This window comes from Niallia sp. RD1 (assembly GCF_024219955.1).
Lineage (GTDB): Bacteria > Bacillota > Bacilli > Bacillales > Cytobacillaceae > Niallia > Niallia alba.
The window spans coordinates 3,769,224-3,783,613 of sequence record NZ_CP100420.1 but is presented as its reverse complement, the minus strand read 5'-3'; the positions used below and the strand labels follow the sequence as shown (position 1 = coordinate 3,783,613).

The 14,390-nt window shown below is 33.2% G+C and carries 20 protein-coding genes; 4 read left to right on the top strand and 16 right to left on the bottom strand.

Annotation, left to right across the window (positions count from 1 at the left end; genetic code table 11):
- Positions 1 to 135 precede the first annotated feature (135 nt).
- Positions 136 to 603, bottom strand: coding sequence for an NUDIX hydrolase (locus tag NKG37_RS18010; protein ID WP_254415049.1), 468 nt, complete (start codon positions 601 to 603; stop codon positions 136 to 138).
- Positions 604 to 1,228: 625 nt separating this feature from the next.
- Positions 1,229 to 2,674: a DHA2 family efflux MFS transporter permease subunit gene (locus NKG37_RS18000; protein WP_254415048.1), complete on the bottom strand. Its 1,446-nt coding sequence runs from the start codon at positions 2,672 to 2,674 to the stop codon at positions 1,229 to 1,231.
- Positions 2,675 to 2,842: 168 nt separating this feature from the next.
- Between NKG37_RS18000 and NKG37_RS17995 the strand changes: the two genes are divergently transcribed.
- Both NKG37_RS17995 and NKG37_RS17990 read left to right on the top strand, forming a co-directional pair.
- Complete coding sequence (locus NKG37_RS17995; RefSeq protein ID WP_212119910.1) at positions 2,843 to 3,385, top strand: TetR/AcrR family transcriptional regulator; 543 nt, start codon at positions 2,843 to 2,845, stop codon at positions 3,383 to 3,385.
- A 114-nt stretch (positions 3,386 to 3,499) separates the two neighbouring features.
- Positions 3,500 to 3,955, top strand: coding sequence for a VanZ family protein (locus tag NKG37_RS17990; protein WP_254415047.1), 456 nt, complete (start codon positions 3,500 to 3,502; stop codon positions 3,953 to 3,955).
- Between the two features lie 130 nt (positions 3,956 to 4,085).
- On the opposite strand, the gene NKG37_RS17985 is transcribed toward NKG37_RS17990, so the two are convergent.
- The 8 genes from NKG37_RS17985 to NKG37_RS17950 all read right to left on the bottom strand — a co-directional run bounded on the left by NKG37_RS17985 (position 4,086) and on the right by NKG37_RS17950 (position 8,941).
- Positions 4,086 to 4,505, bottom strand: a complete 420-nt coding sequence (locus NKG37_RS17985) for a GNAT family N-acetyltransferase (RefSeq protein ID WP_254415046.1) — start codon at positions 4,503 to 4,505, stop codon at positions 4,086 to 4,088.
- A gap of 190 nt (positions 4,506 to 4,695) precedes the next feature.
- The gene (locus NKG37_RS17980; RefSeq protein WP_169188496.1) at positions 4,696 to 5,106 is read right to left on the bottom strand and encodes a hypothetical protein; all 411 of its coding nucleotides are present in this window, start codon (positions 5,104 to 5,106) and stop codon (positions 4,696 to 4,698) included.
- Between the two features lie 85 nt (positions 5,107 to 5,191).
- Entirely contained in the window at positions 5,192 to 5,770 is a 579-nt protein-coding gene (locus NKG37_RS17975; RefSeq protein ID WP_254415045.1) for a TetR/AcrR family transcriptional regulator, read from the bottom strand.
- 13 nt (positions 5,771 to 5,783) lie between these two features.
- Positions 5,784 to 6,095, bottom strand: a complete 312-nt coding sequence (locus NKG37_RS17970) for a DMT family transporter (RefSeq protein ID WP_016205159.1) — start codon at positions 6,093 to 6,095, stop codon at positions 5,784 to 5,786.
- A gap of 4 nt (positions 6,096 to 6,099) precedes the next feature.
- On the bottom strand, positions 6,100 to 6,438 hold the full coding sequence (locus NKG37_RS17965) for a DMT family transporter (protein ID WP_101731307.1): 339 nt from the start codon (positions 6,436 to 6,438) through the stop codon (positions 6,100 to 6,102).
- An 81-nt stretch (positions 6,439 to 6,519) separates the two neighbouring features.
- The gene (locus NKG37_RS17960) at positions 6,520 to 6,813 is read right to left on the bottom strand and encodes an RNA polymerase sigma factor (RefSeq protein WP_254415044.1); all 294 of its coding nucleotides are present in this window, start codon (positions 6,811 to 6,813) and stop codon (positions 6,520 to 6,522) included.
- A gap of 235 nt (positions 6,814 to 7,048) precedes the next feature.
- Positions 7,049 to 8,092: a DUF1835 domain-containing protein gene (locus NKG37_RS17955; protein ID WP_254415043.1), complete on the bottom strand. Its 1,044-nt coding sequence runs from the start codon at positions 8,090 to 8,092 to the stop codon at positions 7,049 to 7,051.
- Positions 8,093 to 8,605: 513 nt separating this feature from the next.
- The gene (locus tag NKG37_RS17950) at positions 8,606 to 8,941 is read right to left on the bottom strand and encodes a hypothetical protein (RefSeq protein WP_254415042.1); all 336 of its coding nucleotides are present in this window, start codon (positions 8,939 to 8,941) and stop codon (positions 8,606 to 8,608) included.
- Positions 8,942 to 9,405: 464 nt separating this feature from the next.
- Here NKG37_RS17950 and NKG37_RS17945 point away from each other — a divergent pair, with 464 nt between their 5' ends.
- Positions 9,406 to 10,281: a DMT family transporter gene (locus tag NKG37_RS17945; RefSeq protein ID WP_254415041.1), complete on the top strand. Its 876-nt coding sequence runs from the start codon at positions 9,406 to 9,408 to the stop codon at positions 10,279 to 10,281.
- Positions 10,282 to 10,359: 78 nt separating this feature from the next.
- Here NKG37_RS17945 and NKG37_RS17940 read toward each other — a convergent pair whose 3' ends face one another.
- From NKG37_RS17940 to NKG37_RS17930, 3 genes are all read right to left on the bottom strand, one after another.
- Complete coding sequence (locus NKG37_RS17940; RefSeq protein WP_016205169.1) at positions 10,360 to 10,956, bottom strand: class I SAM-dependent DNA methyltransferase; 597 nt, start codon at positions 10,954 to 10,956, stop codon at positions 10,360 to 10,362.
- A gap of 105 nt (positions 10,957 to 11,061) precedes the next feature.
- Complete coding sequence (locus NKG37_RS17935; RefSeq protein WP_254415040.1) at positions 11,062 to 11,748, bottom strand: GNAT family N-acetyltransferase; 687 nt, start codon at positions 11,746 to 11,748, stop codon at positions 11,062 to 11,064.
- A 214-nt stretch (positions 11,749 to 11,962) separates the two neighbouring features.
- Positions 11,963 to 12,481, bottom strand: a complete 519-nt coding sequence (locus NKG37_RS17930) for a GNAT family N-acetyltransferase (protein WP_169189663.1) — start codon at positions 12,479 to 12,481, stop codon at positions 11,963 to 11,965.
- On the opposite strand from NKG37_RS17930, the gene NKG37_RS26140 reads away from it, so the two are divergent.
- Positions 12,475 to 12,603 carry a hypothetical protein gene (locus NKG37_RS26140; RefSeq protein ID WP_302183188.1) on the top strand — a complete coding sequence of 43 codons (129 nt, stop codon included), beginning with the start codon at positions 12,475 to 12,477 and terminating at the stop codon, positions 12,601 to 12,603. The genes NKG37_RS17930 and NKG37_RS26140 overlap by 7 nt on opposite strands.
- An 81-nt stretch (positions 12,604 to 12,684) precedes the next feature.
- Here NKG37_RS26140 and NKG37_RS17925 read toward each other — a convergent pair whose 3' ends face one another.
- The 3 genes from NKG37_RS17925 to NKG37_RS17915 form a co-directional block, all read right to left on the bottom strand.
- Positions 12,685 to 13,440: an undecaprenyl pyrophosphate synthase gene (locus tag NKG37_RS17925; RefSeq protein WP_212119937.1), complete on the bottom strand. Its 756-nt coding sequence runs from the start codon at positions 13,438 to 13,440 to the stop codon at positions 12,685 to 12,687.
- A gap of 82 nt (positions 13,441 to 13,522) precedes the next feature.
- Complete coding sequence (locus tag NKG37_RS17920) at positions 13,523 to 13,741, bottom strand: helix-turn-helix domain-containing protein (protein ID WP_016205173.1); 219 nt, start codon at positions 13,739 to 13,741, stop codon at positions 13,523 to 13,525.
- Between the two features lie 10 nt (positions 13,742 to 13,751).
- Positions 13,752 to 14,228, bottom strand: coding sequence for a DUF2975 domain-containing protein (locus NKG37_RS17915; RefSeq protein ID WP_254415039.1), 477 nt, complete (start codon positions 14,226 to 14,228; stop codon positions 13,752 to 13,754).
- Between the last annotated feature and the right edge of the window lie 162 nt (positions 14,229 to 14,390).

Genomic DNA, 14,390 nt, shown 5'->3' with positions numbered 1-14,390 from the left:
CTCCTTTATTTTGATTGGTGTTAATATATCATGACTTCCTTGAAAACAAGTCGCTGCAAACATGCCATTAGTCTTCAAAGATTTTTTCACTAGATTTGTTAAATCAAGAGAATCAGTAGAACCGTCCACCGATTCCTATCTTAACAATGGCCTAAATACTTTCAAATAGACCTTTAAAAAAGATATTTGAATAGTTGATACAGTTATTGATTGTTTTACTATTCGATTCTTATTCTTTAAAAATTTATTTATTTGTTTTCTTCTATTAGGTACCATATAGAAAGGTAAATTATTTGGACTAAACCATTCGACTTTTTCTGTTTCGGGTCCTTCTTCTATTGGTATTCCCCCATTCAATTCTCCCAAGAATAAATATTGCATATCATCGAATTGTGGTTGAAAATACTCCCCGATTTTCCTTTTAATTCGAATAACGTATCCAGTTTCCTCTTCTGTTTCACGAACGGCACAGTCTTCTATGGTCTCTCCCTTTTCCCATCTACCTCCTGGCAAATCCCAAATCGGAAAATCCCTTCGTTTTGTTAATAAGATTTGTCCTTTTTCATTCAGTACAATCGTAAAGCAACCTGTTGTTTTTGCCATTTTACATATCCTCTCAAACTTTTTTCTATATACTAGTATTAAAGTTTTTATGATTTAATCAGGCACTTTTTCCCATTGCAATAGAAATTTCTGCCTCGACTAACGATTATTTTCATTATTAATAATTAAATATTTCTCAATCGTTATATCCTCTTTTTCATTCGATATGCACATACAAATGGAATTAACGGTAGTACCACCACTATTCTTAACCAGTTTTCTGCTCCAACAGAATAGAGAGATGGGATTAAAAGACTATCCCACTAATGAATAAAGCTTTCCAGGATACCTTCCATAGACCAAATATAAGTAATAAGAATGAGATACCTACTAATAACCAGAATAGTAGACCGAACCAGTAAAATCCCATAATGGTCCCTCCTTTTAAGCTTACTTTAATTTGAAGCAAACTAACATCATCTTCCAATAATCCGTTTCAATAAATTGGAAAATTCATCGACTTTCTCCTATCTATTGTTTTATAATTCTAAATATAACAATAAACGTTTTAAGAATATATAATTTTTACAATAAATAAAAAATTATATTATCAAAAAGTGAATAGTGGCTCAGTATAATGGAATAAACTGTCCCAAGTTCATAAATACCTTGAGACAGAATCTGATTATCTTTCTTTTTCTTTTACTTGTTCATTAATCTTTGCTTTAGATGGAACAAATACCGTTAAAACCAATGCCACAACTGCTAAAATGGTCATGAAATAATACGCATCACTTGAACCCAAGATGGAAGCAAGCCTACGAATCACTTCTCCTGTTGCATTAGGTGTTTCTTGCAGTAATGTGTTTGCATGACTTGTTGATTGTGCTGTAAATACAGTAATTACGACTGCCGTACCAATAGCTCCTGCAATTTGGCGTAATGTATTATTCACGGCAGTTCCATGTGTGACGAGTTTTCTTGGTAATGCATTTAGACTAGCTGTGTTCAATGGCATTGTAATAAAACTTAAGCCTATACGTAGAAAAATCGTTCGTATCATTAGGAACAGATAAGTCGTTGTTTCTGTTAAATCTGTTACGATCCACATCGAAGGAATAATGAATATCAATCCGATAATAAATAATGGCTTTGCACCAAAACGATCATACATTTTTCCAGTAACTGGTGACATAAATGCATTAATTATTGCACCTGGTAATAATAGTAACCCCGCATTAAAAGCTGTAAATCCCCTGCCATCCTGGAGATAGATGGGTAATAAAATCATATCCGCATACATCATCATCGTGACAATAATGTTAATGATGGATGTTAGGGTAAAAACTTTATTTTTAAATACACTTAAATTTAGTAGCGGATCAGAAGACTTTATTTGTTTTAGACAGAAGACTATCGTTGTGGCGATTCCAACTAAGATAGAAGCAATAACAATTTTATCATCCCATCCTTTACTACCTGCGTTACTAAACCCATACAAAATTAAGCCAAAACCAATTGTTGATAATATTACACTTCCCACATCCAACTTCGTTTTTACTGTTTCTGAAACATTAATCAAATATTTCATGGATAATAATAGAACTATTACAACAAGTGGTATTAGTCCAATAAATAACCATCGCCATGAAAAGTATTCAATTACAAAACCGGCTAATGTTGGTGCGATAGCAGGGGCGAAAATAATAGCTAGTCCAATTAGCCCCATCATACTCCCTCTTTTTTCAGGCGGGAAAATAACCATGACAACACTCATAAGTAATGGCATAATAATTCCAGCACCAATTGCTTGAATCATACGCCCCATAAGTAAAATGGAGAAGTTAGGAGCTGCTGCACACAAAATAGAACCGATTAATAAAAACAACATCGAACTGCTAAATAATTGCCGAGTAGAAAAACGTTTCATTAAAAACGCTGTTATAGGAACCAGCACCCCATTAACAAGCATAAAACCTGTAGAAAGCCACTGAGCCGTTGTTGGTGAAACAGAAAATACATTCATGAGACTACTTAATGCAACGTTTAACAGTGTTTGATTCAGTGTCGATAAAAAACACCCTAAAATGAGTACGGTTAATAATACTTTTTTGTTGATAGATTCTGCCATATACAATCCCTTTCTTCATTTGCTTTTTTAACACAGTGACAATAAAATATAGAATAGCATTAAATTTATTTGATGCCCATGCACAATTTTTTAAGATGTGTTTACTAAACAACATATTTATAAAATGTATCGATAAAATCAAAGAAAATAGATAAAGGGGGAATAGGAATGACCATACGTAAAAAGGAAGATCCACGTGCCGCTCGCTCAAAACGTATGATTAAACAAGCAGTCGTAGATACATTAATTGAGAATCCAGATATATCAAAACTCACCGTCCAACAAATTACCAAACGAGCCGAGTTAAACCGTGCAACTTTTTATTTGCATTTCTTGGACATCAACGATTTATTAAGACAGCTAGTTTATGACATTTTCGACAACTTGTTGTTGGAGACAACACCACTTCTGCAAATCGATAATAAAAATAATCGCGATCGCTTAATTCTGTTTTTAGATTATTTTTATCAGCATCGAAAATTATTAGCCGTCCTTTTCGAACATAGTGGTTTTAAGAAAAAATTACAGATGATCTTAAAGGATTCGATTGTCATTCAGCGTGTTAGAGAAGACTCTGAAAGCTTAGAAACAACGCTATCATTAGATATTCTCGCTTCCTCTACCTTAGGAATTATTATGTGGTGGCTTAAAGACGGAGTTCATTTTAGTTCCGAATATATAGCTGATCAGATGATTGAATTATATCGATAGTCTTGTTACTATTCCTTTTAATTCAAAAAAGATTGTTACCAGCTAACAATCTTTTCCCGGTTCTTTTCTCACGGAGAGAATTTCAATCAATAACAAATAATACGGGAAATTCAAATGAAAAAATTGATAAAGATTGGATTAGTCATTAGTTTTACTTTCTATGTATTTATATTAACTATTCTATTGTTCTTTTGGGGCAGAAGTAATGGTTGGATGGCAGATTTAACTTTCCTAGAATATATGAAGTATTCTTCGAATTTTGTGCCTTTTAAAACAATAAGTACTTACATAAACGCGATTTTCAGTGGAAATATGAATCTGGACATCCCTTTAAAAAACCTATTCGGTAATTTGCTTATGTTTTTGCCAATGGGAATCTATCTGCCTTATTTTATAAAAAGATTAAAGAGAATTAGCAGTTTTTCCGTTACATTCATGATCATATTGCTCGTAATCGAAATAACCCAATCTATTTCAAGAAGAGGAAGTTTTGATATTGATGATTTCATTCTTAATACGATTGGAGCGTTGATAGGTTTCGGAGTTTGGACAAAATTTTTCAGAAGGTAATGGAATAGAAATTGAAGAATTTTTACTAGTAGCAAAAATAGATTGTATATGTAACTAACATCTGTTTTCATAGCCGAAATAGATAGTTTTTTCGCATAATTTCGGCTTTTTAAATAGATTGCATAATGGTTTATTTCGATTTAAAATAGACGATTTCTGGATCACCTTCATCTAAATTTTCAATTATTCCACTTTTTATAAAGCCATTTGCGTTAAATACTTCCTGCATACTCTGATTGGATTGATTTGTAGAAGAGAATATCTTGCTCGTTGAGGATATATTAACAAAATGATTTAATAGAGAGCTTGCACACCCCTTTCGTCGGTAAGGAGGATCAATAATAATTAACGAAATAAAACTATAATCATAAAAATGAGTATTAAAAATGAGAAATCCCACAATTCTATTCTCCGTTTTAGCAACAATACAACGTTCTTCCACAATAGCATTTTTTATGTATTCTAATCTGCTGGCGTTTCCGATTACTTTTGTATCTATTTCAACTATTTCTTCTAAATCTTTTAAGTGAGGTTTACATATGAATTTCATTTATAGATACTCCTCTGTTTTTATGCTTACATTTTCAAAAAAGTAAGATAAATCATAATTTATTTATTAATTGGATAAACGGAAATCTGGTTTTCTTCCTTTCAAACCTTAGGGAAATTTAATGAAAATCATCTTCCCTTATTCATGATAAAAATAAGCATTAGTAATTCGTTTATCCATGCTGTACTCTCTACCTTTGTTGGTTATCAAACATTACTTCCGTTTGATCTTCTGAATGATTATAATGTGCTGAAAGTGATAATTCCCCATCAAACCCTGGTTTTCTCCATCTAGAATAAAATCCAGACCAATCATTTTCCGAATCATTGTCATCAAGTGCAGTACCTTTGTATTCCACGGTCCATCCCTGTTTAGGAAGCTCTTCTAAATAGTATTCATAAACTTTGGACCAATGGTCACCATCTATTTTGTAATAATATTCAGTAGGTTCAAGTCCTTCATATAATGGAATATCCTTCTGCTGTTCAGGGATAATTGTCATTCCCTTATATGTATCATCCGTCACTTTTTGATAAATAAATATACTTATTAAAAACAAAATAGACATTATTCCATATAATAAAAGTCTTTTTTGAGCCATTTGAATTCTCCTATTCGCTTTCAATTGAAAAATGGATACTAATGGGATTCATGTTTATTTTCTTCGTCTTTATTTGCTAATCTATTTACTTCGAAACACCCTTCCAAAAAACATTCCACAATGCTTCTAATTTATCATCGACTCTTCTTTCCGAATTAAAATAAACGATTTCTACCATGATTGCCATGATTATACCTGTAAAAGCTAAGTTAAATGTGTTTGCATCTTTTACGACTATTTGTTTTTGTTCGATCCACTTGCTACTTTTTTGACCAATTAAGTGTTCTTGAAAATGCTCTGCTTCTATAACCTCTTTTTGGATGACATCATATAAATGAATAGGTGGAAAAAATCCCATTCTTAGCCAGAACTTCAGTATTTCATTTTCTTGGAACATTTTTTTTGTGTAAAGTAAATAATCGTAAAGAAAAGTCTCTGGATTGCTACTTTTCTCTTTTTCGAAAAAATGCTCTTTTCGCTTTATTTCTTCTGCTTTTGCTTCCCTTAATACTTCAAGAAACAAGTCATCTTTTCCTTTAAAATGGGAATAAATTGATGCTTTCTTTATTCCAGCTTCCTCTGCAATTTCTGACAGGGAAGCTCCTTCAAATCCTTTTTGTAAAAAATACTTAATTGCCGCTTTTTTAATTTCTTCTTTTTTCATATCGCTCTCTCCTTTACGCGATTAGTTTTAAACCAACTGCTGCAACAAGAATCATCGAAATAAATAAGATTCTTTTACCGTCCTTGGGCTCTCCATATACAAACATCCCTAATAACGCAGAGCCAACTGTTCCAATTCCTGTCCAAACACCATATGCTGTTCCCATGGAGATAGTTTTCATCGCATATGATAACAATGCGAAGCTACACATAAAACCAATAATTAAATACAGTAGCGCATCCCATTTTTTCATCGTAAAACGTTTAATATTTAAAACACCTATTATTTCACAACCCCCGGCTGCAATTAAAGCTAACCATGCCATGTACTCAAGCCTCCTCTTGATTCGTTCCTTCATCCGTTACCATTTTTAAACCAATCACACCAATTAATAAAACTAAAATTAATAGTATCTTCACTAAATTAATTGGTTCATTAAATAAAATTATTTCTGCAATCACTGTTCCAGCTGTCCCTAACCCTGTAAATACCGCATAGACTGTTCCAATTGGCAAATACTTTGTCGTATATATTAATAGATAAAAACTGATGACAATTGCAAGAATGGTTCCACTCCATTCTAAAAAAGTGGATGCGTGTTTTAGACCAGAGACCCATGCAACCTCCACAATCCCTGCACTAAAAACCATGAGCCAATACTTATTCAAATTAATAACCTCCCCTTCAATTAACTACCGACCGTTCGGTAGTTATTGTGTCACAAAATGAGTCCTTCGTCAAGAAACTATTCAAACGGACTTAAATATTTGTATAAAATGTTTTAATATTTCTTGTAAAGATATTGAAAGTGGAATATCCTCTTTAATAGGACTTAAAGATTCTAATGTACTTTCCACTTGGAAATAAACTAACTTCTTATTTTTTCTTAATAAATCAATGGAACAGTTTATCGCAATTTTTAATAACCATGACTTAAACAACGATAAATCCTTTAAACTGCTAAGCTTTAGAAAAGAACGATATGCGGTTTCTTGTACAATATCTAATGCATCCTCTTTATTTTTGACATAAACATAAGCCATCCGGTATATGTCATGCTCGTATTGCTGAAAAAGTCTTATAAAAGTTACTTCTTTTTCATTTTCTTCGGTATTCTCGGTACTTATGCCCCTCACCTACTTTCTTACTTATAATAATAAGACGGTTCTATTTAACTCTTGGCCGAAATTATTTTTAAACAAATAGGATTAATTCCTACTTTTCATTTGAATTTGCTAATAAAAATCAAGAAAAAAGTGATCAAAGAATGATCACTTTTTAACTCCTATATTTCTCATGAAGCTTCACACTATAAAACCTCATCGCTTTTGGTACTCCTTCTATTTCAAATACTCCATTTAATACCAATTGGATTAATCTGTATTCAAAATACTCATCACCGATTTTCTGATTGAGATGCCCAATAATCTCCCCAATTAATCTAGCTGATTTCATAAAATCTTTATTATTGTGTTTCTTATGTAGGGCTTTGGCTGTGTTGATTATAAAGCGATCGTAATAGCCTTCACCAACACTATGTATTTTCCTATCTTTCCAGATTCTTAGATTCTTACTTTGATTAGAAATCTCCTCCCATTCTTGTTCATATCTTTTTCGTTCCGTTAAAGTTAGTGGCTGTTCTGTTTTATTTTTTTCATAAATTACATTTAACTCCTCAGATGAGAGCTCGCCAGTATGTAAAGGAAAATATTCTGAATCTGATTTTGCAAATATTTCTTTATAAGCTCCAACGAGATTGATTAAGAAAATATCATTCTTTTTATTTTTTAATAAAGAAAGAATAAAACGTTGCGCTGTTTGTTCATCAGAATTCTCACATGCCCAAATCATTATACGAGTTTGATCACTCACGTCTTTCAATTCCAGAATAGTATTTTTGAAGCTATGCTGATACTTGTACAAGTACTCTTCATCCATATTAATATGGCTTATAAACCATTTATGCCTAAGGGAAAGTCCCTTTTTCTCTTCTATATTGCATAGTGGACCGATTGAGAAATTATCTGAAAAACATATAATTTTTTCTTCCTCCTGTACACCCATTTCTTTAAGTGTATTTCTTAAGCTCCCTGCAGCAGAAGCACCAAAAACAATATGTGCAACTTCATAATCTTTTTTATTATTGCGTCTTTCTTGTTCTTTTTTATAATTTAAGTAACTGTGATAAGTCCTTCTTAAGCTTAATACAAGCTCCTCCTCTGTCTGTTCTTCCATACTTACTTGTGACAGTATGAGAAATAACAATGACTTTACTTCTTCTTCACTTGAATTTCCCACTAATTCTTTTAATTTGTTAATCAATCTTTTTTCCCCTTTTGCAGGTAACTTTACATCGTACCTTTGTTGTAATAAATTGCATTTCCTAAGAAGAGATTTTCAATACCTTTTGAATAGAACGGAACCATTTTATCCCACTCTTAACGGACAGTACGACTCCCCCCTCAAGCTTAGGAGAATACGAGGAAGATAGGTGAGAGTCTTACTGTCCGTAAAGGTCCGATTGGTTCAACTAACCATTGGAGGTTTAAAATCTCCAATGGCATTTTAATTTCTTCCATTTGATAACAAAATGTTACGCTTCTAAAATAGCTATCTCCTTATTTTTTTTATAAAAAAAAAAATAAACCTGTTATATTTTTCTATACTAATAATAACATAATATTCCAACTGTTGAATTTTCACATCAAAAAAGTGATCATACATTGATCACTTTGAATGAACTATATAGATGTACGCTACTTTTCACTACATTTAATCTTGCTCAATCATTACCTTCCTTTAGCAAAACTTTGTTTCCAATTGAAATTAATGTTTTTAAAAATAAAAGAAAGAAAATATTCCCGCGATAATGGTATACCCTAAAGAAACGTAAAATGAAATGGTAGATTGGAAACTACGTTTTTGCCTAGTTATTTTTGTTCGTACTTCTTTTGCAGCCCAATGTTCATCATTATTGCCACTTTGAAGCCTTGCATCAGCCAAATCAGATGTAAAACCACCAGAAGAGTTAAAAAAGGCGATGATAATTGCAGCAGCCAATCCTGATAACAAAGACCAATCAATAAAACTATTATGAAAAATGGTAGCCAAGCCCCAGTTAACAAAAATAATTACACCGAAAGTAATGATAGCCCAAACAACTTTTTTCATTTTATCACCCTCCATTATTAGGTTATTCTTGTTTCTTAGGAACTTGTTTAGTTTTTGAATTTGTCACATTCCTGTCATAAATAGAAAAAAACCTGATAATATCAAGAATACAATTTTCTTCATTTCCCCTCCAATTGGTTTTTGAATTGATTCTTATTCTACTTACGTTTATTAATCCAATTAGTTTCATTATGATTTCTTGCTGTTTCAATGAGTATAAGAAGGACGTTCTCCATGAAAATTACAATCCATCTAATATATTACAAAATAGCAAACTTAAAATTAACAAATTCTGTTATAATAAATTCAAAATTGAAAAATGTTAGAGGTGAAATAAACATGTATTGGAATCCGTTATTTGAAAATGATGTACCAGTAGCACACTTCTGCTCTTAATGAGAGAAGAGTGACTACACTTCTCCGTTGAGGGCTTTTGTACCTATTAATAAACGGAGGAGAATAAAATGAAAAACACAATATTAGGATCAATCTATTTAACATTAGCAGCCAGCATTTGGGGTGGGATGTACGTTGTTGTTAAAGTGGTAGTAGCAGTCATTCCCCCACTTGAGCTTGTATGGATACGCTATTTAGTCGCTATCTTGGCATTGCTTATCATTGGTTTTGCCACCCGCCAAAAATGGCGAATTGCAAAACGTTATTTTTTTATTATCATAGCCATCGGGATTATTGGAAATACTATTTCAATTGTTGCTCAAGAAACGGGTACTATGCTGTCCACAGCACAAATGGGCGCGATTATAACTTCTTCCACTCCTGCTTTTATGGTTATTTTTGCACGCTTATTGCTCAAAGAACGATTGACGATAAAAAAGCTGCTTTCCGTATGTCTCGCTACAACTGGAGTTTTTTTTATTGTTGGAATTGGGGAAATTGATTTAACGAGTAAATTAGGCGGAATAGCACTTCTAATTGCAGCTTTAACATGGGCTTTAATGTCAGTACTTGTAAAGCTTTTACCAAGTGACTATTCACAAATTGTTGTAACGACTTATTCCATTTCTGTAGCTCTAGTTGTGTTAACACCTTTTGTGTTGCCAAGGTTACAAGTAATAGATACGTCTGGATGGACACACCCAACCATTTGGGGCGGTCTCTTATATTTGGGGATTGTTTCAACTGCCGGTGGATTTCTCCTTTGGAACCGTGGGTTACAAATGCTGAACGCCTCGAGTGGTGGAATCTTTTTCTTCTTTCAACCAGTTGTCGGAACATTACTTGGATGGCTTATTCTAGGAGAAAGTATCGGTGTAACCTTTTGGATTGGCTCGATTCTTATTGTTATTGGTGTTTTATTTATTGTGATGGAGAAAAAATAAACAAACGGGACCCCTTCTATTAGCATGGAAGGGGTTCCGCTTGCTCCTTAGCTATGGATGAATCTGCATTTTTCAATCTTACTTTATACTATTAGAAATGAACATCGAAGCATCTTGATTCATAAAAATACGTTCTCCATAGTAGAATGTATTTATTTTAGTTGATGTAAATCCAGCATCAACTAATTTTTTTTTCAGTTCTTCATGAGAAAAACCATTATGCACTTTCGGATGATTTATTTTATCATTTTTGTCAAAATCAATAATGATAAGCTGGCCGTCCTTATTTAAAATATTAAACAATTGTTGTAAAATCTTGTTAGTATCCGGTATATGGAGAAGGACTAGAGACATTAAAATGATGTCTGCCTTAAGTTCAGGAGTTTCTTGCGTAAAATCGGAATAAAGTACTTGTGAGTTTATAATTTCCTTGTGAATGATTTTAGCTTTCACAACCTCCAGCATTTGTTCTGATGAGTCTACCAACAAAATAGAATCTACTAAATCCGCTAATTCTAAACTAACTAGACCAGTCCCACTGCCATAATCTATTAAAGATTTTGATTTACAGTCATGTAGTTCTGCTCTTACTTCCTTCACAATAACTTTCGCTAATTCCATTCTATCCTCTGTATCGTATCTTTTAGCCATTTGTTCAAAAACGTTATTCTCCATGCGCTTCTCCTCTAAGAAATATAGTGGGTTAATTATTGCAAGTACATTCGGTGGTTATATAACTATAACTATACCCAAATGCATGAGTTTAAGACAAACTATTCTTTAGCTCGGTAAGTGGACATTTTCAATCCCCATCATTTCTAAACAACTCTTTAGAACCTGTTTATCAATTCTATTTACGAAGCAGTATTTTTCTTTATAGATAATTTGAATATATTTAATGATTTCTTCTTTAGATACATCATTCTTATTAATGAAAAGATTTAATGGTACATTGCTATCACCGTTATTTAAAGGTGGCTGTATGTATTGAATTTCATCTATTTTTTTATAGCCATTTCTTTCGAAGAAACGATTTCTTTTGATGCAGTCTTCTTTTTCTGCTTTATTATGCACGATTTCTTGTTTCTCTGTTTCCAAAATCGTTGCACGCAGTGAAACATTTCCTGCTGAAATGGCATCTTCATTTAATAATTCTTCTATTTTCACTAATGTTTTTGTCCCTAAACCCTTGCTTCGTATTAGAGGATTAGTAGCGATATAAACAATAAACCCTATATTCGCCTCCGCAAAATAGTGCCCGGTTGCAAAAGAAACAAGCTGTTCTCCTTCATAACCGACCAAGAACCGAAATCCATTCGGTAACCTAGTTTTTGCATAATCTAAACTTTGATAGAAAATGTCCTGTGGCTCTCTTACTTCAATAGGAAATGCTTCGTCATAAATTTCAAAGACCTTCTCTATGTTAGTTAAGTTGTCATAGGTTATCTCTTCCCATCTAATTGTCATTACGTTACCACCTTTTTGTGAAATATATTAATCATATCATAAAGTGAAACTTCCATCAGTGGGTTTTTCCATCCTCCCCTACTGATGGTTAGTTGAACCAATCGGGCCTTTACGGACAGTAAGAATCTTACAGGAAACTTTTAACACGACTTTCCCACTTGTGAAATAGGAAAATAGCTGCCAATAATGCCAGCTATTTTTACAGTTCCATTCATTATAATTCTATCCAATAGCGCTGAACAATTTCCTTACCGTCAGAGGTTATTAGTTCATTCTCTAAAATTCCTCCTACTTTTTGAATCGTTTTAGCTGAGGCAATATTTGTTTTATCACAAGTTACCAATACTTTCTTTAATCCTATTTTTTTTGCTTCCTGTAAACTAAGACGAAGCTGCTCTGTTGCATATCCCTTCTGACGTTCTTCGGGGTGTATACTATAACCAATATGCCCGCTCTCCATTAACAATTCTGGTGTTAAACGATGGCGTATATTAATCAGTCCAACTAACTTCCCATCTATCACCGTCAAAAATTGAGTAGCAGGAACCCGATTTGAAGGCAATTTATCTCCATTTTCCTGATTAATCACTTTGGCTAGCCATTCATTAAAGTCAGCATAATTTTGTAAAGAGGTACCACCATATGGTTGTTCCCCAACATGTAAAAATGCTGCCCGGTATTCCATTAATTGCTCACTATATTTTGCTGATGGTCTTATTAATTCCATTGTCATCATCCTTCACTGTACCTATATTTTTTAGTTCGATAGCTGATGACCTTTATCCTTCTAAACTTAAGCAGCTTGTTATTGATGATTTTATACTAAATACGATTGGTGCTTTAATCGGCACTTAATTTTGTTACTATTAAGGATAGTTAAATAATTCTATAAAACAAATAGAAATAAACGCCATTTTACCTCAAAAAGTATCGCTCTTATAGTCCTCCATACCTTCTTTTTCGATTTCGGTATACTTCCAATGCTTGAAGAAATTCCTTCTCGGAGAAATCTGGCCACAGTATATCAGTAAACCAGAACTCTGTGTATGCCAGCTGCCAAAGCAGGAAATTACTCAGGCGTATTTCCCCTCCTGTACGAATAAGAAGGTCAGGTTCTTTCATACCAGCTGTATAAAGATAGCCTGAAAACTTCTGTTCATCCAATTCTTCCAGTGAAAATTTTCCATTGTTTATATCCAAAAACATCTCTTTCATCGCATTTAAAATCTCATGCCGGCTTCCATAGTTAAGGGCAAAGTTTAGCAAAAGACCGTCATTATTCTGAGTACGTTCCATTGCATACTCTATAGCTTTACGCGTATGAGCTGGAAGTCTTTCCATATCACCAACTGCCTCTATACGGACATTATTCGCTATAAGATCTGGTAGATAAATAGATAGAAACTCCTTGGGAAGTTTCAATATAAACTCTATCTCAGGCTTTGGACGTTTCCAGTTTTCTGTAGAAAACGTATAAAGTGTCAGAACTTTCACTTTGCATTTGACTGCTGTCTTAACAATTTTTACGACCGTAGATACTCCTTCTTTATGGCCAGCAACTCTGGGCATGCCTCGCTTCTTCGCCCAGCGTCCGTTTCCGTCCATAATGATAGCAATATGTTCCGGTATAATATCATTCAGATAAGGGACAGGTACTTCTGATTGTTTTTTAGACAAAAAAGGTATTTTCATTGATTTCTCCTCCTCTCGAAATGTTTTTCAATACGTTACATTACTCTCGTGTATACATGAAACGAATCCCTTGAAATACCGTTTATTCACCCAATTCATTCCTACGATATTCTAAGATATCTCCAGGTTGACAGTCTAAAGCTTTGCAAATTCCCTCTAATGTAGATAATCGAATTGCCTTTGCTTTTCCATTTTTCAAAATAGAAAGATTCGCCATCGTGATTCCAACTCTCTCTGAAAGTTCGGTCACGCTCATCTTCCTTTTCGCTAACATCACATCAATATTAATAATAATTCCCATTCCATTCACCTCAGACCGTTAAATCATTTTCCGATTTTATATCAATCGCTTGTTGTAACAGTCTTTGAAGTACAGCGGCAAAGACTGCGATTACGATCGAAGCAAAAATTGGAACCATTCCAAATAGAATGAGACCTGGTGCATCCTCTATTTGAGCTAAGAGAAAAATGAAAGGAATCATTAGTACATATATGATACTAATTACGATTGCATCTTTCTTTATACGGCTTAATGCCTTTATTGACACTTCCGAGAAAGCTTCATTCTTATCAATATACCCCAATATTCTTAAAGCTTGATATAATGCCATGTAAAACGGTATTGCTGATACGTAGATCCCTATTACAATTGGATATAGTATATGGGCATATTCTGGATTTACTGGATTTTTAGTTAAGTCAAACACACCCCATATACCTAAAGCAAGCACTGGAATTCCAATAAGAATCACGGCTAGCTTTAAAAAAAGTGTTGTTCCTTTTTTCATAAAAAAGCACCTCTCTATTTATTATCTTATAGAAAGATACCACATTATTTATCGTTTTACAATAAATTTTTATTTATTTTTATTCTTTATTTATTGTTAAACAGATTGAACTATTATTTCAAATCGCATTCGATACTTTCCTAAATAGGGTGCTTATTCATT